We start from the raw sequence: 21,478 nt of genomic DNA on the forward strand, positions 1-21,478 counted from the left end.
CCCCGTCAGGCAGGGGCTCAAGGTCTGGAGGGACAATCGGTTGTCCGATTAGGGCGTGACGGACCACAGCATCAGGCGGGTCGCTGTTGCGGTCAGTTCAAGATCGTCCTCACCGTTGAGGATGCGTGTGAACGCCCCCCACTGAGGGTCGAAATATTCCCCGAAATCGTCGCCGCCGAGCTCGTTGCGGGCCAACGCCCACCAGTCGTCGAACGCGTCGATATCGGGATTGCAGCCGACCGCGTAGGCAATCACTTTTTGGCGTCCATCGGCTTGGCGCTCGCCCCGCTCGGCGAGCCAGTAGACACCTTGGTCCTTGACCAAAATGATGCAGCATTGATTGGCGATGGCCTCTACCAGCACCGGCTTCAGATCGCTGCCTTTGAAGAACAATGACATGGAGGTCTCCTTGCAACAGCGGGACCTCCTACCGCAAGGGTGGGCGTCCCTTGGGTTGACGGAAGGATGAAGGTATGAGGCGGCCGATACGCCATTGACGCACCGCGGTCTTGAAGGCTTTGACCGCCTGGGACGTTGCTGGCGATGCCAGCGAACATGGCGGCAGCGTGGTCGGGGTGAGTGGCAGCCGGCATCCGTTAAACCGCATGAGGGACGTACCGGTTTATGGCGGTCAGTACTCATCTAGCAGGAACACTTCGGTAAAGTTCCGGGCTGATTCGGTGAAGATACGGAGGTCGAATCCATCGCCGACGGCGTAGGACGACAGCAGGTAGCCGCCGAGGGCCACGGCCGCACCGTTGTAGCGTCGATGCTCTTCGCGCACATCGTCCCAATCACCGCAGATATGTCGGCGCACATAGGGTAGCGGGTCGAGCCGGTCCTGTCGGATCAGGGCGTCCACAGAGCTGGAAAAGCTCAGGCCGTCCAAGGAAAAACGGGGCTTGGGGGAGCGCACATGGCGCTGCGCAAACACTCCGTGGTGCTGGGTCTCGGTACTTTAGCAGGGCAAATATCCCGACGCGGCGGTCAGCGTCACACTCGCGCCGGGGGAGGCCGGCTCTCCGCACGTATCCAATCCAATGGGGACACTTTGTTCGTTGAAGGTAACTGCGCCACTCCTGCTGCGTTGTGCGTTCGGAACGGTTGGTTTCCTTGACCGCAAATAGCAGGTAGCGCACCGCTTCAGGATAACGACGTATTTGGCATGGCGTTTGTTCTTCATGAGGTGCGTGTTGGAACCGTGAGGCTTTTGCCAAAATTATCTAATACATAGCGTTTATCGATGAGGTGATAGCTGCGAAGGCCAACGCTATTTCATCGCGGTCGTGTCTATCAATGCGATACGGCGTGCCGGTAATCGCTTTCAGCGCCGAGAGGACCATTGGCATATTCCGGCATATGCTCGGGTCATCTGCAAATGTCTCAGGCGGGTGAGGATGGCCGTAGGATGTCTGCAACCATGGGGATCCCCTGGGCGCATTGATATCGCCCTTGCTGGCGAATATTGGATCTATGGGCAACGCAGTGGTGCGAGCGATTGCCTGTGGCGATGTAATTATTGTGCGCTACATGCCATGTACGTGCTGGCGAGTTTCCTAGTGCTCTTTTTGGGACTGTCTCGCCGTCAAGACGATTGGTTCAGGGGCTGATCACTGCTGGGGATATATGTCCTAGCGATAATCAGGTTTGTGCATCTGCTTGAGCAGGAGGTAGAACGGCCGGTACGAAAAATCACAGCTCCCGTTATCGTAGATGATCAGGTCCCTTTTATTGTTTGGCTAGGGCAAATGCCTGATGTGAGGCTTTGTTTTAGCCTGGCCCGTACCGAATTGAATCTGCTTCAGCAGTTTTTATCCATTGACCTGTTGCAAATATCTCTAAGCTTAAGTCGAGCGGGGAGAGAAGAATATTTGATTTCAGGTGTGTGATTTCCTGACGGGTAGGAGCATTTTTATACATGACGTCTAGTTAGTTGGCCAGCCGTTCTCAGTTGAGATATTTTGCCTTCAATCTGAGTCCGGCCTGCCGCAGGAGCGTAATGGGTGAGCGCGAACCAGGCTGACGCTAAACGATCTTAATCCTGTGGTATACAGAGCTCAGACTGCTCAGACCTCGACGTGCAATCATTCGGTTTTGTGAGTGAAGAAGATATGCCTCTTCAACTCCAATTCTAGCGAAGGCTTAACTGGCTAGTTCAGCTCGTTTTTTAATTAGATTGCTTGAGGTCGTGTCAGGTTTGTGATTTGGCACGTTCGGTAAGCTCAGCGCTTCTTGTGAGAATACATTAAATTTGTCGCTTGATTTAATGCCGGAAATGGCGATATTTATTTCTTTAGCCTTAGCAAGCTGCGCCTGCATAGTGTTTTCAATATTTGATTTTAATTTTAGAATTTTATTGTTTGTGAGTTCTAGGATCGTATTGGTATCGGTGATAACTTTATTTGTCATATGTAACAGCTGTATATGATCGATTCTATCAGCGAGTTCGACCGCATTCTCACGTTGGTTTTGTAGTTCAATAATACTCTTTTCAATAAGATTGGCTTTATATGGAATAGACTGCAGCTCCGAAAAATTTGATTTATATGAGTTTACCAGTGGCTGGGTATTGTCACTAACGAGATCTTTCCTGCGTTCGGCAACCGTAATAACTGAGAGCGCTAAAACTTCTCGGTGATCTAGCAGGCTACTTTCCAGAGTCTTGATTTCGGTATTTTTCCTTGACATCTTCCCCTCAAGCGCTGAAATGCTTCTATCGGCATTACCCCAGGCTGGCGACAGTGAGCCCCGCTCACCATACATGTCGATTATGTTGCTTTTAGTTTTTTGATGCGAAGCTATTTTTTGCTTAATAGCATATTTATCCCCATTCAAGTTATTGATTTTTTCTTCTAGTTTAAGGATGTTGGAAAAACCACTACCCAACTCATTCAAAACCCCCCCAACTTCAGCTCTGAATTCAATACCTATATTGTTGTGAAGAATAGAATTTGAAATTTTCTGCACATGCTCATGGTGCCCATTCATCATTTTCTGCAGTCCAGTCAGTTCATTTTTCGCTTGGGTTATTCCTTTGTTGTATATTTCTACAGCGCTAAGTGCATGCGTCTTCGCAAGATTTGTATTGACCTCTTGAGGCATAAACTGCTTCAGTTCAGGGTGCTTTCCAACTTTCCTCGAAAGTAACTTTACGATTTTTTCGGGAATGTTTTGTGTTTCTTTCAGGCCCTCAGCAATACGTAACGTTCTGCCTGAAGAAATGTTGCCTCCCGTTATATTGTGAAACTTGATGCTGATACGATCTGTGACACTTAGCGACATAAATTCCCACTTGTTCGATTCGTTAATTGATGAGCCAGGCAAGTACTAAACTATTTAAATTTCTCCAATATTTCAGTAATAGAGTTAAGTCCATATGCTTGGCTGTGGCGAAGCAGCATTAAATTGTGTTTTGGGGCCTGGGTAGAGTATAAAATCGCATAGGTCAGTAAATTCCGTCAGGTATTTTCTATTGTGTCAGCCAAAAAACTTAAAGTTGCATAAAGCGATTCAGCTAGCATTGCTCTTGCGTCTAGTTAAACCTCGGTTTTTAATACCTGCATGAATGATGCGTATGAATGAAATCATCCTTGAGGATGTGGGATTTCTAACGCGGTTCAATTTTTGAGTAGTGCCTTCGCTAAGAGTATGAGACGCTTCTCGATTCAGCAAGGAAATTTCTATATAGTGCATGGAGGTTTCTGTGGGCTCGCATGTTCATAGCAGCACAGGTCTGTGCATAATCACACTTTGGAAAATATGACATCTAACTCCTCGTAACATGTGTCCATTCTAATTTTTTATTCGTGTGCGGAAGGGGTGCGATTGTTCTATTGGTGGAATACGTCCGCTGCAGTTGCAGTTGTGATAACTGCTCCCCTGAGACGTCTGCGTTGAAATTTCTCATGGGGCAAGGGAAATTTCCGAAGCGATTATAGGGGTTTCTCGATAGAGCGGCAGGTATTTGCATGCAATAATTAATGAGCTGGCCGATGGTGTATTGTTAACGTTGCTTATGGCCGCCGTCAGGAGCAACAAGGTGAAAGCTGCCTCTACGGTTAGAGAGCGGTCGAGCAATGATTTAGTAATCTCTTAATTATGTGTTCAGGTTCCCCGGGGAAGAATTGTTTCGTATCTTGCGGATGGGTGGGGGCAGGTTTCAGTGATGGACGAGCTGGGTAGATCATCATACTTTTTTGGTGCCATCATAATCTACTCAAGTTTTATTGCTGATTAATAAGTATGCTTATGTTTGCTTAGGTTGATGGGTATCAATATGTCTATATATGAAGGTTCTTCCGTACGTACGGGAAGCTCATGGCCTACAGATTTCGCATCGGTCAAAGATGGGCTTTTTGCTTGGCGTTTGACTGTCGGGACTGAAGACATATCCCTAATCAATGTTTCATCTGAGGACGCATGCCAAGAGCACTACGATTTTTCCGCCGGGTGGCACGGCTTGCTGGTCGGCACCGGGTTTGAGGTGATTTGCGGTGCAGGCCATGTGCAGTCTGTGAGCCTCGCTACGTTGGCTCGATTGCAGTTGTTCATTGATCAGTCGGGAGTGCTGCCTGGCGAAGATGTAATTACATCGCAGTCGTTTAATTCTATTGCCCTGGAAATTACCAACTGGCAATCAGATATTGAGTCTTGGTACCTAGAGCAAGGTTGGTGTGCTTCGCACAGTTATTTGCGGTTGGCGGCCTACCTGCGCCGAACGGAGGCCTATGGGTTGGTCAGCTTTTTATGGGGTAGTGGCACCGGTGCCGAAAAGTTGCACAGTTTGGCCAAGCGTTATGGGGTGTCAGTGCCTCATTTTCGCCGCTTATGCCGTCGAGTTATTGGGAAAACCACCAAAACCCAATTGCGTGATTGGCGTCTTGCCCGTGCATTAATGGATTTGACAGAAGGTAAACATACGCTTGTCGAGATTGCTTTGAATCACGGCTTTTCTTCTTCCGCACATTTTTCTCGGGAAATGAGTGAGCTGCTTGGGGTGTCACCGCGAGGCTTGTCTGATATCACCAAGTTGGCAGCTAAATGAACAGTGTTATAATGAAGTTACATACTAGATTAGGCTTGGGGTTTTTGTTTTTTCTAACCTCGGTTACCAGTGTATATGCCGCTGACGGGTACGTTGCGCGGCAAGATAATTTGCGAACCTTTTTTGAGGCCTTCTCAGGCGAGCTGGGGAAGCCGGTGGTCGTGAGTAAAGGCGCTGCACGCCGAACAATTACCGGAGAGTTCGTATTCAAGCAGCCTGAGGTTTTGCTAGGAAAGCTGTCTCGACAAATGGGCTTGATCTGGTATGACGATGGTCAATCGATCTATTTGTATGAGGCCTCTGAGGCAAAGAGAGCGGTTGTTTCCTTGCATAATATAACAGTGACGAAGCTCAATGCTTTTCTGCGACGTTCTGGCCTGGATGATGCGCGGTTCCCTTTACGCAGCGATGGCCTACGTACTTTTTATATTTCCGGGCCACCCATTTACGTAGATTTGATTAGCCAAGCTGCCAAGCTGATGGATGAGAACAGCTCGGATCTTGAACTGGGGCGACAGCGTATTGGCGTGATTCGTCTGCAGAATACATTCGTCGGCGACCGCTCGTATGCGCTGCGTGACAACAATGTGGTTATTCCCGGTATGGCAACCGTTATTGAGGGTTTGTTGCGTAATGAACAGCGGGCGGTTGAGGGGGTGGATTCGACCCGACCGGGCTCAACAAAGCTGTCGGATTTTACGCTGAAGGAGCTGGCAGAGAAAGCTCCGCAAGACGCGAGCGAACTGCCCCGTATTATTCCAAGGGAACTAGCGGCCGGGAATATTCGTGTCATGGCTTATCCAGATAATAACAGCCTTTTGGTCAAGGGCTTGCCTGAACAAGTGCGCTTTATAGAAAATCTTGTAGGGGCCCTAGATGAAGAGAAACGCCATGTTGAACTTGCGTTGTGGATTATTGATCTGCAAAAAGAAGATCTTGATCAGTTAGGCGTGAGCTGGCAGGGCTCGGCAAACTTAGGTGGGAATATCTCTGTTTCCCTAAATGGAGGTTCTCTCAGTACCCTAGATGGTCAGAGCTTCGTCGCATCGGTGCTTGCACTGGAGCGAAAAGACCGGGCTCGTGTGGTTTCACGTCCCGTGTTACTTACCCAGGAAAATACGCCGGCCATCTTTGATAATAATCGTACGTTCTATACGCAGCTGATCGGTGAACGCAGTGTGGAGCTGCAGCACATAACGTACGGTACCTTGGTCAGCGTGTTGCCACGGTTCTCTGCTGATAATCAGATCGAAATGTCGTTGAGTATTGAAGACGGCAATGAAGTTAAGCAGGCAGAAAACGGAACCCAAGGTGCTATTTTACCTACAGTAGGGCGCACCCATATCAGTACAGTGGCGCGTGTGCCTGCTGGTAAAAGCCTGTTGGTGGGTGGTTACACTCGAGACGAGAGCGGTGAGCAAATAGGGCGGATCCCTGTGCTCGGTTCTATTCCGTTTATTGGGCGCTTGTTTAGTTATCGGCAGTCCCGGCAAACGAATACTGTTCGGGTCTTTTTGATCGAACCGAAGGAAATCACTTCCCCTCTTGAATCACATGGAGATGTGCTGACTGGGACAGCGAACTCCGGGCGTTGGGGTGCAGAGGATGCCAAGCTTCTGAAGGCGTTAGGCCGCTGATGGTTACCTCTATACCCTCGGCCGGGCGCTCTCCTCAGCATCAACAGCAACTGCATATCAAGCGAGAAAGCCGAGAAGCGAAAGCGCAACAGTCTCAGGCAGCGGCCGAGAATGGAGCTGATTCCCAGATTGAGGACACCTCGCCAGGCGCGCAACTGCAAAAATTTATGCAGAGCGTTGATGAGCTTTCAACAGGGATGCGCAGTTTGTTGAATCGTCGTCGCTTTGAGAGCAAAGGAGAAAGTCTTAGCGATAGTTTTGAGCGTGTACTCGAAGAAGACCTTCTTCCGAGGGTCCAACAGATTTTAAGTATTGCCAAATCGGGCGGGCAGTCGCTTGAACTATTGCTTCAAAAAGCACGTAGCCTGTTCGCTGATGACAGCGACCTGGCGCTGGTTCTGAGTGAATTATTGCGGCGTCGAAATCTGGATAAGGCTCAGCGCAAACAGCTTGAGCAGATGCTGGAAACATTGGTGGTCCAAGCGCCGCCCAAGCGTCTGCGGGCGGGTATCAATTGCGCGTTGAAGGCAAAACTGTTTGGCAAGGCAATGGCTCTCAAGCCGGGTTTTTTGCGCCAAAGCTACCGTGAGTTTCTTGAAAATGAACATGGGCCAGTCTTGGACTATGAAAATTGGATCGCGCTGTATGGTTATACGCAGCGTACCGTCGTGCTGGATTTTATCGAGGCGGCGCTGTTAACCGATATAGATGCTCAGGAACCGAGCTGTTCTAAAACTGAGTTTGGCGAGCTACTGAAGAAGCTGAATCAACTCAAATGCCTACGCTCGGCTGATCTTCTATTCGTGGGACGGATGCTCGGAGACGAAATAACCAGGCGTTACAACGGCTGCGAGTCTGACTGGTTGCTGTTCCTTATTGGCTTGTTGCAGGCGCCCGAAGAGTTGGACGAATTGCTGTATGGAGTGCTAGGGGAGGCGGTGATTCTGGCTGAACCGCATCAACGCGCGGCTTTACTGGGGGCGGTGCGACGCGGATGTTCTCTTTTGCCGCCAGCTTTATACGAGGATGACGAGATACCTGGTTTGCTGCAAGAGCGGTTTGAGGTCTTGATGAGCATCGCTTTTGAAACGGAAGTTTTAGCCCGGCGGCGCTGCTGCCCCGACAGTTTATAACGTGGAAGCACTACGCTCTTATGCTTAATTCTTTGCTACGCAATATTCAGTCGCGTCCGGAATTGTTGATCCTGACATTGATGATCATGATCATCGCCATGTTGATCATTCCATTGCCAACACCGTTGGTGGACTTTCTAATTGGCTTGAATATCGTCATTTCCATTTTGGTGTTCATGGGTTCTTTCTATATTGAGAGGATTCTTAATTACTCGACATTCCCTTCGTTGCTGTTGATTACAACCTTGTTTCGCTTGGCGTTGTCCATCAGCACCAGTCGCTTGATTCTCACGCAGGCTGACGCAGGCGATATCGTTGCGTCGTTCGGCCAGTTTGTGATTGGCGACAGCCTAGTGGTGGGGTTCGTCATTTTCTCAATTGTGACGGTGGTGCAGTTCATCGTCATTACAAAGGGTTCGGAGCGGGTTGCAGAGGTTGCAGCGCGGTTTTCCCTTGATGCGATGCCTGGCAAGCAAATGAGTATCGACGGCGATCTTAAGGCCGGGGCAATCACCTCTGACGAGGCGAGCGAACGAAGAAGTGTGCTGGAGCGTGAAAGTCAGCTGTATGGCTCATTTGACGGCGCCATGAAGTTTATCAAAGGCGATGCTATCGCCGGGATAATCATCATTTTCGTCAACTTCATCGGCGGTATCGCCGTCGGTATGGCGCAGCTGGGGATGGACCTTTCAACCGCGCTTTCGACATTCACCATGCTGACCATCGGCGATGGATTAGTCGCCCAAATACCGGCTTTGCTCATCGCTATCAGCGCTGGCTTTATTGTGACCCGCGTCAATGGTGATGATGCGAATCTAGGCCGAAACATTGTTGCCCAGGTACTTGGCCATCCATTTGTGATCGGCGTAACTGCGGTGTTGGCCCTGGCTGTAGGCTTGCTTCCTGGTTTCCCTACACTGACATTTGCCGTACTGGCACTGGCGCTGGGGTTATTACTTTTTTTCCGTCACAGGGCTACGCTCAAGGCGCAGACCGGTACCTCATCCGATTCGGGTACGGCAGAGGGTAGTGCCAGAGAGGAAGGTGCACTGGGTTTGATCGAAGATTTGGAAGCCACTGCGAGTGAAACCGTTCCTCTTATTCTCTTGGTCGCACCGACGCAAATAGAAGACTTGCGCGTGCACCGCCTTGGAGAGCGCATACGTAGCCAGTTCTTTATCGATTATGGAGTGCGTATCCCCGACTTGAGCCTGCGAAGTGTCGAAAATATGCCCGTTGACCAAGTATGTGTACTGATCAACGAGGTGCGCGCAGATCAGTTCGATATTCATTTTGAGCGGTTGCGCGTCCTTAACCATTCTGATGAGCTTGAAGGTCTGGGGCTGGACCTTACGGTGGGTCAGGACAGTAATAAGCAGGTCTCGATTTGGGCGGGGATGGAAGACAAGACACGTCTCGTCGCGCTGGGTTACGACCTGAGGCCTGCCTACGATGAAACCTATCATTGCCTGGTTGCGCTTTTGGCGCGCAACGTCAACGAGTTCTTTGGCGTGCAGGAAACCAAGACATTACTTGACCAGTTAGAGGCTAAATATCCCGACTTGCTCAAGGAAGTCTATCGGCATGCCAGCGTGCAGAAAATCGCTGAAATCCTACAGCGTTTGCTCTCTGAGCGTATTTCAGTACGCAATATGAAGCTCATTTTGGAAAGCATCGCCCACTGGGCCTCTCGAGAAAAAGATGTATTGACGTTAGTGGAACACGTACGTGGGGCATTGGCGCGTTACATCAGTAATAAATTTACCGTGCAGGGTAAGTTGCGGGCCCTGATGTTATCGGCAGACTTTGAGGATGTAGTGCGTAAGGGCATTCGGCAAACGTCAAATGGTTCTTTCCTAAACTTGGAGCCCACCGACAGTGATGGATTGTTGGATCGCCTTGTGCTGTCCATGGATCGAGTTAAAATTCCGCACAAGGATATGGTGATTCTCTGTTCTGTCGACGTGCGTCGCTATATTAAGCGTCTCGTTGAAGCGCGTTATCGGGAATTAGATGTTATGTCCTTTGGTGAAATTTCCGATAGTGTGTCGGTTGATGTTCTACAACAGATATAAGGATAAGTCATGAATTTAGATATTGGTGTGCTCGTACGAGGAGCATTGGAACATAGTGGCTGTACTGGGGGCCAGATCGGTAATTTTGATGGTTACTCTACTATTGCCTTGGAGCTGGACGGGCTGCCGAGCGTTTATATTGGTTCAGAAAATAATGACTTTTGGATCTGGTCTGAACTGGGTGAGTTTTCTGCTTCCCAGATATCCTACTGTTCGGATGCGCTGCTGACTGAGTTGATGCGTCCTTGCGACTATGCGCGTCCTCGGCAGGCACAGCTGCTGAATCTTGATGGTGTGTTGGAACTGCGAGTATTGCTCGGTGAGATGGCATTGGGCGATCCCCAACATATGGCCGCGGCGCTCGATCAATTCCTAGAAAGTCTTACAAATTGCAGTGAAGCTCTTCGTCAGTGAAGCGTAGGACAATACTGCGCTGCGGCGCTCATCCACAACGAGCCGCGGGGCCGATCCTAGAGGCGCGTTTACGCAATGTGGTTATTGGCGAGCTCTGTGAGGTGCGGCGACACTGGTTGGATGAGACGTCCGTCGCTAAGGCGCAAGTCATAGGCTTTCGCGCGGATACGGTTTTACTGAGCCTGTTGGGTGAAGCGCGAGGTTTATCCCGCGAATCCATCTTATTGCCCACGGGAGGGGGCGCCCAGCTCAATTGCAGCGCGCAATTATTGGGCACGGTCATTGACGCCAGTGGTCAAGTTGTCGAACGTCTGTCGGAGCCGGCAAGCGGCAGGGAGAGCGTGCTTCTACCACTGGATGCTGACCCTCCGCCTTACTTTCAGCGCCGATCAGTGCGTGAACCGCTGATAACCGGCATACGCACGATCGATGGCGTTTTAACCTGCGGTGTCGGGCAACGCGTGGGCATTTTTGCATCCGCCGGTTCGGGTAAGACTTCCTTGATGAATATGTTAATTGAACATTGTCAGGCGGATGTCTTCGTCATCGGTTTGATCGGCGAGCGAGGTCGTGAAGTGACGGAGTTTGTCGAGGCATTGCGCCTTTCACCCAAGCGCAGTCGCTGCATAGTCGTTTATGCAACCTCTGATCAAGCATCCGTTGATCGCTGTAATGCTGCGCTGCTGGCAACCACCGTTGCCGAATACTTTCGCGATCAAGGGGGGAGGGTAGTGTTGTTCCAAGACTCCATGACACGTTATGCCAGGGCTAGGCGAGACCTGGCACTGGCGGCGGGTGAGGCACCCGCTCGGCGGGGTTATCCAGCCTCTGTATTCGATTGTTTACCGCGCCTGCTGGAACGGCCAGGCGTAACAGAGAGCGGTAGCATCACGGCCTTTTGCACGGTACTGCTGGAAAGCGATGACGAACCTGATCCTATTGCTGAGGAGATCCGCTCTATCCTCGACGGTCATATCTACCTCAGCCGTACACTTGCGGAAAAAGGCCAGTACCCCGCGATCGATTTATTACGCAGTGCCAGTCGGGTTGCGGCTCAAGTTACTGATACCGACCATCAGCGCTTGGCAGCGAAATTGCGGGAGATGCTCGGGCGTCTTGACGATCTGCAGATACTGATCGATCTAGGCGAGTACAAGCCTGGGCTCGATGCTAAAAATGATTTCGTCATGGACCGTTCGGAGGCAATACGCGAATGGTTGTCCCAACCTATGGCTGAAGAGTGTGCGTGGAGCGAGACACTGGATAGTTTGCAACGCTTGGTGAGTTGATGTTCCCCAATCAATATCCAATCAAGACTTAAAGCGGCTTGACCCCCCAGTATTAGCTGCCGAGAAAGGCGGATACAGGAGCAGCTGTGAGCCATATTCATGGTATGACCCGCTTGCTGCGAGGTGTGGCGCAGCGCCAACGGCGCCACGAGGCCAACATGGCTCGGATTAGTGAGCGCATAACGCGTCTTTCAAGGCAAGTAGATGAAATGGATGAGCGTGTATGTAGTTTGAAGGCGTTATTAGCTTCTCATGATCCGAGCTCAAAACGGCTGGACAGGGGAGAGCTGTTCGAGGTCCAGCGCCGCCAAGCAGTTATTCGTCGCCAGATGCATGTGCTCGCCTTAGAGCGTTCTCGGTTGCTGGCCGATAAGCAGATAGTAGAACCGGAACTGGCCAACGCCCGTGAAGCGTACCTAGTGTGTGTGAAAAAGCAGCAGAAATACCAACATCGGCTGGTGCAACTTAAGCGTGCGCGTAGGCTCGCCGCATTGTGCCGTGATGAACTAGAACAGGAGGAGCTAACCCCATGGGCGAAGTAAATATCCCCCCGTCCCTCAGCATTAAAGTGGTCCCACTGTCTGTTGAGGATGACGCTATTGCGGATCAGCTCGACCAAGCTCTAGAGTTCGCAGTTAGGGAGGATGACTTGATAAAAGACCAAGTTGATCAACTGCCGGAAACATTGAGAGCGCTGTTGGCGCATGTCCCTGTTGTCTTCGCGGGCGGCGACCAAAATATGCTGGATAAGGCGCAAAAAGTACAGGTGAGTGTCGATGTACAAAAGAGTCCATTGAGCTCGATAAAAGCACCGGCAAATACGCAAGCACTGGAATCAGATGTTCACCACTCAAAGTTCGCAGTAGATTCGTTCCAACAGGTGGAGAGCCCAGCGCCGCGCTTGAAGTTTCATCGGCCAGCGCTTGAAGGTTTTGTAGAGGCGGGCGCTGCCGCCTCTAAGGTGAAAAGGATCGCCGTGGAAAAGCCAGTACATGAGCGAGTTTCGGCAGCGATACCAGTAATGAATGGCCCGGTGGAACGGGCATCGGGTGACCAGGTGGTTATTCACCAAGGCCTCGACGTCTGGAGCTTAGCCACAGCGCAAACCGCGACTAATGACACCCCATCACAACCTGAGCTTGTCCAGTCGATCCCTGCTGCGCGGTCAGGCGCTTACTTGAGTATTGGAAGTACTCCCTCCGAAATCGTCGGGCCTCAGCCGCGTACGCAGCTCCCAGGGGAGCAGCGCATACAAACGGAAGCTGCACCGATCGAAGGGGGGAGCAAACTCGTTTATGAGTTCAACTCTCCAAAAGCGTTTGGCCAAGTGGTGGTGCAACGACAGGAGCATGATTCCGGCATGCGGCTACAGATCAGTAGCAATGATCCAGGGCTTCATCGTGAGCTATTACACCACTTTCCGGCGGCGCGTGAGCCCTCCTGGCGATTGACTCAGGATCAAGGCCAGGGCGGAGGAAACGGGCATCGCTACGAAGAAGAAGAGTCGGCCGAGGAGCAAAGCGGATGAGACAATTGTCCTTGCGTCGTTACGATCCGAAAGAGCGCAACGACGAGCGTCTACTTGCACTTTGGGGTTCTGCTGGTAATGAGTTGAAGGCCGCTTCACTGTGCTCTGCTACGCAGTATTTGCATTTCGAGGCCGAGGCGCTGCAAGGCCGCTGGCGTGGTCTGTTGGAACCCCGTGAATGGCTGGCTGCGGCAGTACCTGGCCTCGCAGGCTATGCGCCGCAGGGGGTAACTAACGAACGTATTGTTGAATTATTTGCTGCATCGCCCCAACCGCTGGACTTGCCGTTTAATGAGTTGGCGATTAAACGTGTTATTTCGTGCGAGATACAAAGAGGAGCGGACTACGGCGTTAAAAAATTACCCAGTATACAGACACCATTTGGTCAACTTTGGTTATCGGCCTTGCCTGAGATATTCACACCGATGAATAACTCGCTTGAGCGCAGACTAACGAAATTATCTTTTCCTATAAGTGTGGTACTTGGCTATACCGACGTGAGTATGCCCATCCTGCGTCGATTGGCTAAGGGCGGCGTACTGTTACTGGCCGATAAGGCGCAATACTTCACCATGGCGGGCCGTCGCCTTGGCCACTTTGATCTAACCGGAGAGGGAATACACGTGCACACGCTCGAAAAGACACATGAAAAAAACAGGCTTAATTCGGTCGTTGATCTGGGGCATTTACCGGTGCGCCTGGAGTTTGTGCTGCAAGAAAGCGTACTTGACCTCAGCGAGCTGAAAGCACTGAACGAAGGAGGGATTCTGCCCCTCGTGCCAGGTGCTGAGCGGAGTGTTGAGCTGCGAGCCAATGGCCTTCGCTTGGCGCGAGGAGAATTAGTTCAACTCGATGGCAGCCTGGGCGTTGAGTTAATGGAGTTGTTTATTGAAGGTAACGAGCATGTCGAATGACATCTCAATGATTGCACTGCTGTCGTTCGCGACACTGTTGCCATTTCTGATTGCGTCAGGAACCTGCTATATAAAGTTTTCGATCGTTTTCGTCATGCTGCGTAACGCCTTAGGGTTGCAACAAGTACCCTCAAATATGACATTGAACGGCGTCGCGTTGCTGCTCTCGTTTTTCGTAATGATGCCAGTGGTGCATTCAGCTTATAGCTATTACCAGGAGCACCCGGTTAGTTTCAACAGCGTCGACGCAGTCGTCGAGTTCACCGATACCGGTCTGCAGGAATACCGTGTCTATTTGGAAAAACACACCGATCCTGAGTTAACGCAATTTTTTGAACGCGCCCAGCTTGAGCGAGAGGATCGAGTAGAGAGAGAGCAAGGTTATGCCGACGCCGAGGCGCCGCGTGCCTCTTTATTTTCGTTGTTGCCAGCTTATGCGCTAAGCGAAATAAAAAGTGCCTTTAAAATCGGATTTTATTTGTATCTTCCCTTTGTCATTGTTGATCTTGTAATTTCAAGTATCTTGCTGGCATTGGGGATGATGATGATGAGTCCGGTAATTATATCGGTCCCGATAAAGCTCATTCTATTCGTTGCATTGGATGGCTGGACCCTGCTTTCCACAGGGCTAATTGGTCAATATCTTGAATTGACTTTTTAGGGAGACGCCCAATGAACGATTTGGTATTTGTCGGGAACAAAACGCTTTATTTGATCCTCATGCTTTCTGCCCCTCCCGTGATTGCCGCGACGGTGGTGGGGTTGCTGGTTGGTTTGTTCCAGACAGTGACCCAGTTGCAAGAACAGACGCTCCCCTTCGGTTTCAAATTGCTGACGGTCAGTTTATGTATGTTTATGTTGTCTGGCTGGTACGGGCAAACGTTGCTCAACTTTTCTCGTGAAGCGTTCCGCTTGGCGTTGCGCCATACAGGTTAATGTATGGTATTGCCCTTATTCTTCGATTTACATCTCTGGTTGGCCGGGGCGGCCCTTGGGTTTGCACGATTGGCCCCGGTGTTTTTCATGCTGCCATTCCTCAATAGCGGTGTGCTATCCGGTGTGGCTCGTAACGCTGTAATTGTGCTGGTGGCATTTGCGCTTTGGCCGTATTCCGCTGCTGAGTTGCCGGCCATGGATAGCTTGCACTACATGGGGTTGATGCTGCGTGAGGCAGGCGTCGGCGTGCTCCTCGGCTGCTTGCTTTGCTGGCCGTTCTGGGCATTGCATGCCCTCGGTTGTCTGATTGATAACCAGCGCGGGGCCATGCTGAGCAGTACTGTAGACCCCGCTAATGGTGTGGATACCTCAGAACTGGCGAACTTCTTCAATTTATTTGCAGCGGCGGTTTACCTTGAAGGTGGCGGCTTGCTGCTGATGGTTGAAACGTTGAAAGCAAGTTATCAGCTCTGCGATCCTTTGGGGGCATGCCTGCCTGGCCTCCCGCCTGTATTAGGAATGCTTGACGGCTTGGTCACCCGTAGCCTGTTATTGAGTGCACCCGTCGTAACCGTACTATTGCTCAGTGAAGTCGTGCTCGGCTTGTTGTCGCGTTTTGCACCTCAGATGAACGCTTTCTCAGTGTCGCTGACGATTAAAGGCAGTATCGCACTATTGATGGTTCTGTTGTATTTCGGTGCTTACTTGCCAGATGAAATTCTCCGACTCGCTCATAATTCACTTGGGTTTGCTTCTTGGATAGACGCGGGAGTCGATTAAATGTCTGCGTCTTCAAAAACCGAGAAGCCCACAGCAAAACGCCTACGGGACGCGGCAAAGCGCGGCCAGACATTTAAGTCCAAAGACTTGGTGACTACCTGTTTGATGCTGTGCGGCATTGCCTTTTTAGTGGGCAGCGTATCGTTGCTGGAATTAATGGCGCTCTACCGGCGCTATATTCAAAGCGGTTTCAGCCTGGACCCATCGGTCTATATAATGGGGCTTGCTTTACACGCGTTTAAAGTTGTGGCGCCTATCATACTGGTTTGCTTGCTTGCATCCGGCCTGCCGAGTTTATTGCTCAGCGGGTTCCAGTTAGCCTCCGAAGCGCTGAAGTTGAACCTGGGGGCCCTCAACCCAGTAAATGGTTTTAAAAAGCTATTCAGCCTGCGTACCGTCAAGGAAGCGATTAAATCGCTGTTATACCTCATCAGCTTTGTTGTCGCGGTAAGCGTTACTTGGCAGGTTGTACGTGATCGGATTTTTTCGCTCGTCTATGCGCCTATCGGTGGGCTATTTGCCGTATGGGGTAGTCTCTTACTCTCGTTGATGCTGATATGGCTCGCCTGCATTCTGCTGATCGTACTGTTGGATATGCTGATCGAATATTTCCTGTTCATCAAGGAACATCGAATGGATAAGCAGTCGGTAAAAAATGAGCATAAGGAGCAAGAAGGCAGCCCTGAAACGAAAGGTCGGCGCCGGGAACTGCATCGAGAGTTACTGTCCGAGCAGATCAAGTCAGATATACGCAACTCCAAGGTAGTCATTGCTAACCCTACCCATATTGCGGTGGGTATTTATATGAACCCAGAAGTACTGCCCATTCCTTTTATCTCCGTGATGGAAACCAATCAGCGAGCCTTGGCGGTGCGTGGTTATGCTGAAAAAGTGGGGGTGCCAGTGGTGGCTGATGTGGCGTTGGCGCGGCGTATCTTCAAAACGCACACGCGTTACAGCCTGATCAAACTGGACGAGGTCGAGCAAGTGCTGCGGCTGTTGCTGTGGCTTGAGCAGGTGGAAAACGCCTGAGCCCTACGTATGAGTGATTTGTGAATGAACCAAAAGCTAGAGCTTGGCTTAATGAACCTGTCCGGCGAACCGGCAAAGGAGTTACGTAAATGAGTTCGCAGATGTCAGATGATGACGAAGTAGCAGCGGATGTAATGCAAGCCGTTCTGGAGGGCGCAACCCTGCAGGACCTGCATGGTATTTCAGAAGGGCAAATGGAGAGCCTCTACGGCTATGCCTATGATTTTTACTGTCAGGGACGATTGGAAGACGCGGAAAAGTTTTTCCGGTTCCTGTGCATTTATAACTTTAACAATACCGATTACTGGATGGGGCTCGCCGCTGTATACCAAATGCAGAAGCGCTTCGAAAAAGCCTTGGATATGTACACGGTAGTGTTTGCACAAAGCAAAGCTGATTACAGCTCGATGCTGCATGCAGGGCAATGTCAACTTTCCTTGAGAAGAGTGGGCAAGGCTCGACGATGTTTTGAACTGGTCATTGAGCGAGGAACCGCTGAGTTGTGCGCAAAGGCACAGATCTATCTGGACGCGATGCGCCAGGCTGCAGCTACCAGCGCTAACGAGGACGATGATGAATAATATCAATGCGGTGAGAGATACGCGGGTTTTGGGTGCATACCTGAATCAGGAGCAGCGTGTGGACACCGAGAAAGCAAGTTTCGCCAGTCCGGACTTTGTCCGGCGGGCGCAAGACTCGGCGCAGCAATTGGCGACTGTGGTCTTGGGCCAGTCCACGGAGCAAGGCCGATTTGATCCGTCTGCACCGATGCTGCGTATGCCGGTACAAAATGAAAAAAAAGAAGGCATGAGTTCCCAGGAGCATTTCATGCTCGTGCTCGCGGCTGTCATGGAGCTTGTCGAGGGGGTCACCACGGCTACCCTTAAGCGCAATCTGGAAATCCTGCGATCGTTCGCCGCCGCGCACGCAGAAAGTAGCACCAAGCGTTCCGAGGAGTTTCAAGGCGCCGTGGACGCTGCGTCCGAAGCAATAACGGATGCCGAACAAACTGAAAAAAACCTGAACAGCGCACTCGGCGCTCAGAAAACGGCCCAGGGTGCGCTGGATCATGCGCAAGCCGAATTGGATGCAATGGATCCGGATGATCCGCTGTATGCAGCGGCGCAGGCCAAGCGTGATAACGCAGCCAAGCAACTGAGCCAGGCAAGCGGTCAAGTTAAAGCGGCTACCTCTGCGCACAACGATGCTTTGGTGAAGGCAAATGCCAAGCAGGCTGAAGCTGAAGCACTGAAAGAGCAACTGAAAGGAAAGCAAAGCCTGACAGGGCCAGACAGTGCCAACGCTGAAAAAACCTTAAATAATACCGGGCTCTTGCTTAAGTTGATGTTGAGCGTTGCGCAAATCATGTCGGAGGCGATCGAGGCGGACAACCAGGCGCAGTTTGAACTTAACAAATCAATGAGCAAGGCACGCCAAGCCTATCTGGAGAAAAAGTCCGACGAGTACCTGGAAGAGGTACGCAAGGCCGAAGAAATGCAAAAGGCCATGGGGTGCCTGGGGAAAGTCTTGGGTGGGATCCTTACGGCAATTAGTGTCGTGGGCGCGGTATTCACAGGTGGCGCGAGTCTGGCAGTCGCAGCTGTAGGGCTCGCACTCATGGCCGGCGATATGGTGAGCAAGGCACTGTTTGACTTCTCCTTTATGGAGGCCGCACTCAATCCAATCATGGAGCATGTGTTCAACCCTATCGTTCAAGCGTTGGGCAAAGGTATCACCGAGTTATTAAAAGCTGTGGGTGTGGATTCGGCGGCAGCCGAGATGATCGGCATGATTACCGGCGCCATTCTCGCTGCGGCAGCAATGGTGGGCGCTGTCGTCCTGGGCGGCGCTGCTGCCGGCAAAGTAGGGGCGAAGATAGCCCAGAGCAGCATCAAGAAGAGCATTGAGCAAGCCCTTGGCAAATTGATGGATAAGCTGGTACCGGACCTAGTCAAGCAATTCGCGCGTGGGGCCGGGCGTGGCATGGGCCACGCTGTAAGTAAGGTCGGCACCCAGGCGCGTGAGTTTTTTGGGCTCAAGAGTGATGCGGCTTCAATACAGCGATATTCGAAAATACTTGATGGTATGAGCACGGGCGTTCAAACCGTAGGCGCGACCTCTACGGCATCAATGAATGTCGTCAAGGGGCACAGTGAAATGAAGGCTGCTGAAGCCTTGTCTGAAGTTGAGTTGAGTCGCGCGGATATTGAGCAACTTCAACAGATGCTGACTAAATTGATCCAAATGATCCACGAGGCTGTCCAGGACGTGCAGCGTCAGTTTATGAAAGCGATCGATAATCTGGAAAATCAGTTCGCAGTGGCGCACTCAGTCGTTAATAAAATTAACCGTTCGGTTTAATGAGGTTTGTCTATGTCTATTAATATTGGATCCGCCTCTCAAGGGCCCATTGTAAACACCAAAGCGGTTGATGCGAGCCGACATAACGAAAGCCGTCTTGCGATCGCTGAGACGCTTTCTTCCGATGCAGTAGTCTCTGGTGCACAGGTAACTGTCGAAAATCCGCAAATAGAAAAAATACTGAACTTCATCAAGGAAGCCGGACTCGCTGAGCTACCCACACTGGCTGAGCAACAAAAGCTCAGGATTGCATTGTATGAGATGGTGCCTGAGGCTTTACGACTGGCCGACAAGCTCGGCCCTAAAACCGGGAATGTCGGGGAAATCAGCCAGGAAACCGAGGTATCCATCGAGAGCAATTTTGCAGAAGCCGTTCGCGCCGCAACTGAGAAACCGGAAAAAACTGAGGCGTTCCTTGACCCGCTGACGCTGACGGGGCGACAAGCGCTGCTGTATCAACTGTTATTGTTTGTCGAGTTCGAGGCGAGGGCCGCAAAAGGTAAACAAAAATCAGCCTATGCGATCATGTCTTTCGAACAGATGCTGTCAAAGGCAGCGGCCAAAGTTCAAGAAGGTAAACAACTGTTTCATGCCGCCATTGCCAACAGTGCAACGTCGCTTTCGATGACGGTGGGTGGTGCTGTCGCTTCTGCTAAAGCCATTCATACAGAAAGTGTCACACTGAAAAAGAATAAAATGCCCGCGAATGACCTGGGGCTGAAGATTCAAAATAAGAATCTGACCATTGATTCCGGCGGACTTCAAATTAATCCCCAAGATAATCTTAAATCATTAACTCGTCACAAAGGAGCGGGCACCGAAGAAATGCAACTCGCGCCGAGCGGGCACCAGACGACAACGGAAGAGCGAGCAATCATGAAGCGCGACCTGCTGGATGATCAGGCGCGTGTTAATGAACTGGAGCAGATGCACCAGCAAGTCATGCTCAAAGCGGAAAAGCTAAAGCTGGTAGCGCAAACGCTGATGAGTAGTGGGCAAGTGCTGGGTATGACTATGAACAGCGCACTACAGATTGAAGCCATGGCCCTGCAGGCAGATCAGATGATTAAAGAAGCGGCCAGTTCGGTGATGAGCTCGCTGTCGCAGTCGTCTGGTACGGAAGAAGGCTATAGCCGCGATCTGATCAAGAAATTACTTGAACTTTATGACAGTTATCGTAAAGCAGATGTGGCGGCTTTGAATCATATTGCTAGCAAAATCTAAATTTAATTTCGCTATCGGCCGGTATGGTCAAAATTAGGATACGTATGTTTGGTATAGCCGTTGTTACGGGGGCTTCGATACGCCCTTCGAGTGTGTATGGGTTAAGTGAGTCAGGTTCAGTGCGAGAGGATACGGTCAGCGCCAAATTAACGACGGGTGTGGAAAAAGACCGGACTGAGAAGAATCGACACGACCTTCTGCGCAGTGTTCAGCTATGGTCGAATAGCGTCGAAGCACTTCAGCTCAAACTTAGAATGGTCGATATCAATAAGGGCGATGGTTCTCGAAAGCTAAGGGAATTGCTGGAGGAGGCGCTTGTGTCTAAAACCAGCGCGTTGTTAGACGTAAAGAAGGCGTTGTTTTCTGGTGCTTTTGATTTGGTGAGGCTTGAGGGGTGTCTAAGGCCAATAAATACAGCGTTGCAGTTAAATTCTACGGTACCGCCAGATATGAGGCGGAGCGGGGAGGTTGAGAAAAGTTTAGAAGATAAAATTGTAGAACTCATTGAGCAGTTAGATAAAGAATATCAAGCGTCTTATTTTTTTGTTGTTGAGCAATATGCCGCCTTGTATTCCGATTTTAATAAGAATATCACTGCGGAAATGTCTGGTTGGATCGATGCTGATGACAAAACAGTTTATGTCTGGGTTGGTGAGATTGAGGCAGCATTGGAGGACATACTCGCTAAGTACAAGCGCCATCCTACAGGTGTTTTGTATCCGCCTCAGGAAGATGGTCATGTGAGTGTGGTAAGCCGCGAAGAAGCGGAGAAATGGGTCCAAGAACTTGGCTCCGGTGTTATCGTTGAGAATGACGATGGGGGCTGCATCATAATGATGGATTTAAGCCCTATACAAAAAATGATAGACACGTTGCCAGATGATACCGCAGGAAGTGACTACGCCTTTTTGGATCACGCGAAGTATTCAGCTTGGCAAACAGGTTTTGGTAGCCAAGAGGAAGAGCTAAAAAACACGCTTCAACAGTTCACAAACAAACTGGACTCTGCAGCAAGCTTGGTGAGAAGCTTTATTCAAACGTTGTCATCAAGCATTAGCGCAATTGAGCAGACCAATAATCAGATTATGAATAATTTGAAGTAGGCAGCTGA

At 50.7% G+C, this 21,478-nt stretch carries 20 protein-coding genes; 17 read left to right on the forward strand and 3 right to left on the reverse strand.

Going from position 1 to position 21,478, the window contains the following annotated elements:
* Positions 1-48: 48 nt before the first annotated feature.
* The 3 genes from C4J85_RS10135 to C4J85_RS10145 form a co-directional block, all read right to left on the reverse strand.
* Positions 49-399, reverse strand: a complete 351-nt coding sequence (locus C4J85_RS10135) for a DUF3085 domain-containing protein (protein ID WP_124403743.1) — start codon at positions 397-399, stop codon at positions 49-51.
* Between the two features lie 232 nt (positions 400-631).
* Entirely contained in the window at positions 632-817 is a 186-nt protein-coding gene (locus tag C4J85_RS10140) for a hypothetical protein (RefSeq protein WP_124362251.1), read from the reverse strand.
* A 1,325-nt stretch (positions 818-2,142) separates the two neighbouring features.
* Positions 2,143-3,282: a hypothetical protein gene (locus C4J85_RS10145; protein WP_124406851.1), complete on the reverse strand. Its 1,140-nt coding sequence runs from the start codon at positions 3,280-3,282 to the stop codon at positions 2,143-2,145.
* 994 nt (positions 3,283-4,276) lie between these two features.
* Between C4J85_RS10145 and C4J85_RS10150 the strand changes: the two genes are divergently transcribed.
* The 17 genes from C4J85_RS10150 to C4J85_RS10230 all read left to right on the forward strand — a co-directional run bounded on the left by C4J85_RS10150 (position 4,277) and on the right by C4J85_RS10230 (position 21,470).
* Positions 4,277-5,044 (forward strand): helix-turn-helix domain-containing protein, encoded by a 768-nt coding sequence (locus C4J85_RS10150; RefSeq protein WP_164484526.1) that lies wholly within the window; start codon positions 4,277-4,279, stop codon positions 5,042-5,044.
* 11 nt (positions 5,045-5,055) lie between these two features.
* On the forward strand, positions 5,056-6,681 hold the full coding sequence (gene sctC, locus C4J85_RS10155; RefSeq protein WP_124362254.1) for a type III secretion system outer membrane ring subunit SctC: 1,626 nt from the start codon (positions 5,056-5,058) through the stop codon (positions 6,679-6,681).
* Positions 6,681-7,814 (forward strand): type III secretion system gatekeeper subunit SctW, encoded by a 1,134-nt coding sequence (gene sctW / locus C4J85_RS10160; protein WP_256657473.1) that lies wholly within the window; start codon positions 6,681-6,683, stop codon positions 7,812-7,814. The genes sctC and sctW overlap by 1 nt, the downstream gene beginning before the upstream one ends.
* Before the next feature lie 20 nt (positions 7,815-7,834).
* Positions 7,835-9,889, forward strand: coding sequence for an EscV/YscV/HrcV family type III secretion system export apparatus protein (locus tag C4J85_RS10165; protein WP_124403747.1), 2,055 nt, complete (start codon positions 7,835-7,837; stop codon positions 9,887-9,889).
* A gap of 9 nt (positions 9,890-9,898) precedes the next feature.
* On the forward strand, positions 9,899-10,303 hold the full coding sequence (locus C4J85_RS10170; RefSeq protein WP_124403748.1) for a hypothetical protein: 405 nt from the start codon (positions 9,899-9,901) through the stop codon (positions 10,301-10,303).
* A complete protein-coding gene (sctN, locus tag C4J85_RS10175) occupies positions 10,300-11,592 on the forward strand; it encodes a type III secretion system ATPase SctN (protein WP_124403749.1) in 1,293 nt (430 codons plus the stop codon). The genes C4J85_RS10170 and sctN overlap by 4 nt, the downstream gene beginning before the upstream one ends.
* Positions 11,593-11,678: 86 nt before the next feature.
* The gene (locus C4J85_RS10180) at positions 11,679-12,134 is read left to right on the forward strand and encodes a hypothetical protein (RefSeq protein WP_124362258.1); all 456 of its coding nucleotides are present in this window, start codon (positions 11,679-11,681) and stop codon (positions 12,132-12,134) included.
* Positions 12,122-13,120, forward strand: coding sequence for a hypothetical protein (locus tag C4J85_RS10185; RefSeq protein ID WP_124406852.1), 999 nt, complete (start codon positions 12,122-12,124; stop codon positions 13,118-13,120). The genes C4J85_RS10180 and C4J85_RS10185 overlap by 13 nt, the downstream gene beginning before the upstream one ends.
* Positions 13,117-14,034 carry a FliM/FliN family flagellar motor switch protein gene (locus C4J85_RS10190; protein WP_124403751.1) on the forward strand — a complete coding sequence of 306 codons (918 nt, stop codon included), beginning with the start codon at positions 13,117-13,119 and terminating at the stop codon, positions 14,032-14,034. Before C4J85_RS10185 ends, C4J85_RS10190 begins: the two co-directional genes overlap by 4 nt.
* Positions 14,024-14,695, forward strand: a complete 672-nt coding sequence (locus C4J85_RS10195) for an EscR/YscR/HrcR family type III secretion system export apparatus protein (protein WP_124403752.1) — start codon at positions 14,024-14,026, stop codon at positions 14,693-14,695. Before C4J85_RS10190 ends, C4J85_RS10195 begins: the two co-directional genes overlap by 11 nt.
* A gap of 11 nt (positions 14,696-14,706) precedes the next feature.
* The gene (locus tag C4J85_RS10200; RefSeq protein WP_124362262.1) at positions 14,707-14,970 is read left to right on the forward strand and encodes an EscS/YscS/HrcS family type III secretion system export apparatus protein; all 264 of its coding nucleotides are present in this window, start codon (positions 14,707-14,709) and stop codon (positions 14,968-14,970) included.
* Positions 14,971-14,973: 3 nt separating this feature from the next.
* Complete coding sequence (sctT, locus tag C4J85_RS10205) at positions 14,974-15,750, forward strand: type III secretion system export apparatus subunit SctT (RefSeq protein ID WP_124403753.1); 777 nt, start codon at positions 14,974-14,976, stop codon at positions 15,748-15,750.
* On the forward strand, positions 15,751-16,782 hold the full coding sequence (locus C4J85_RS10210) for an EscU/YscU/HrcU family type III secretion system export apparatus switch protein (RefSeq protein ID WP_124403754.1): 1,032 nt from the start codon (positions 15,751-15,753) through the stop codon (positions 16,780-16,782). It abuts the gene before it with no gap.
* A gap of 89 nt (positions 16,783-16,871) precedes the next feature.
* Positions 16,872-17,363 carry a type III secretion system translocator chaperone SicA gene (gene sicA / locus C4J85_RS10215; protein WP_124403755.1) on the forward strand — a complete coding sequence of 164 codons (492 nt, stop codon included), beginning with the start codon at positions 16,872-16,874 and terminating at the stop codon, positions 17,361-17,363.
* A complete protein-coding gene (gene sctE / locus C4J85_RS10220; protein ID WP_164487527.1) occupies positions 17,356-19,143 on the forward strand; it encodes a type III secretion system translocon subunit SctE in 1,788 nt (595 codons plus the stop codon). The genes sicA and sctE overlap by 8 nt, the downstream gene beginning before the upstream one ends.
* Before the next feature lie 12 nt (positions 19,144-19,155).
* The gene (locus tag C4J85_RS10225) at positions 19,156-20,367 is read left to right on the forward strand and encodes an IpaC/SipC family type III secretion system effector (RefSeq protein ID WP_124409521.1); all 1,212 of its coding nucleotides are present in this window, start codon (positions 19,156-19,158) and stop codon (positions 20,365-20,367) included.
* A 44-nt stretch (positions 20,368-20,411) separates the two neighbouring features.
* Positions 20,412-21,470, forward strand: coding sequence for an IpaD/SipD/SspD family type III secretion system needle tip protein (locus C4J85_RS10230; RefSeq protein ID WP_164487594.1), 1,059 nt, complete (start codon positions 20,412-20,414; stop codon positions 21,468-21,470).
* Positions 21,471-21,478: the final 8 nt, after the last annotated feature.

The organism is Pseudomonas sp. R4-34-07 (assembly GCF_003852375.1).
GTDB lineage: Bacteria > Pseudomonadota > Gammaproteobacteria > Pseudomonadales > Pseudomonadaceae > Aquipseudomonas.

What these genes read in the sequence shown, in the direction of transcription:
- sctW (WP_256657473.1), top strand. Translation starts at nt 6,681, where the DNA reads ATGGTTACCTCTATACCCTCGGCCGGGCGCTCTCCTCAGCATCAACAG.
- sctC (WP_124362254.1), top strand. Translation starts at nt 5,056, where the DNA reads ATGAAGTTACATACTAGATTAGGCTTGGGGTTTTTGTTTTTTCTAACC.
- C4J85_RS10170 (WP_124403748.1), top strand. Translation starts at nt 9,899, where the DNA reads ATGAATTTAGATATTGGTGTGCTCGTACGAGGAGCATTGGAACATAGT.
- C4J85_RS10135 (WP_124403743.1), bottom strand. Translation starts at nt 399, where the DNA reads ATGTCATTGTTCTTCAAAGGCAGCGATCTGAAGCCGGTGCTGGTAGAG.
- C4J85_RS10145 (WP_124406851.1), bottom strand. Translation starts at nt 3,282, where the DNA reads ATGTCGCTAAGTGTCACAGATCGTATCAGCATCAAGTTTCACAATATA.
- sctE (WP_164487527.1), top strand. Translation starts at nt 17,356, where the DNA reads ATGAATAATATCAATGCGGTGAGAGATACGCGGGTTTTGGGTGCATAC.
- C4J85_RS10185 (WP_124406852.1), top strand. Translation starts at nt 12,122, where the DNA reads ATGGGCGAAGTAAATATCCCCCCGTCCCTCAGCATTAAAGTGGTCCCA.
- sctT (WP_124403753.1), top strand. Translation starts at nt 14,974, where the DNA reads ATGGTATTGCCCTTATTCTTCGATTTACATCTCTGGTTGGCCGGGGCG.
- C4J85_RS10165 (WP_124403747.1), top strand. Translation starts at nt 7,835, where the DNA reads ATGCTTAATTCTTTGCTACGCAATATTCAGTCGCGTCCGGAATTGTTG.
- C4J85_RS10230 (WP_164487594.1), top strand. Translation starts at nt 20,412, where the DNA reads ATGTTTGGTATAGCCGTTGTTACGGGGGCTTCGATACGCCCTTCGAGT.
- C4J85_RS10195 (WP_124403752.1), top strand. Translation starts at nt 14,024, where the DNA reads ATGTCGAATGACATCTCAATGATTGCACTGCTGTCGTTCGCGACACTG.
- C4J85_RS10210 (WP_124403754.1), top strand. Translation starts at nt 15,751, where the DNA reads ATGTCTGCGTCTTCAAAAACCGAGAAGCCCACAGCAAAACGCCTACGG.
- sicA (WP_124403755.1), top strand. Translation starts at nt 16,872, where the DNA reads ATGAGTTCGCAGATGTCAGATGATGACGAAGTAGCAGCGGATGTAATG.
- C4J85_RS10150 (WP_164484526.1), top strand. Translation starts at nt 4,277, where the DNA reads ATGTCTATATATGAAGGTTCTTCCGTACGTACGGGAAGCTCATGGCCT.
- C4J85_RS10225 (WP_124409521.1), top strand. Translation starts at nt 19,156, where the DNA reads ATGTCTATTAATATTGGATCCGCCTCTCAAGGGCCCATTGTAAACACC.
- C4J85_RS10190 (WP_124403751.1), top strand. Translation starts at nt 13,117, where the DNA reads ATGAGACAATTGTCCTTGCGTCGTTACGATCCGAAAGAGCGCAACGAC.
- C4J85_RS10200 (WP_124362262.1), top strand. Translation starts at nt 14,707, where the DNA reads ATGAACGATTTGGTATTTGTCGGGAACAAAACGCTTTATTTGATCCTC.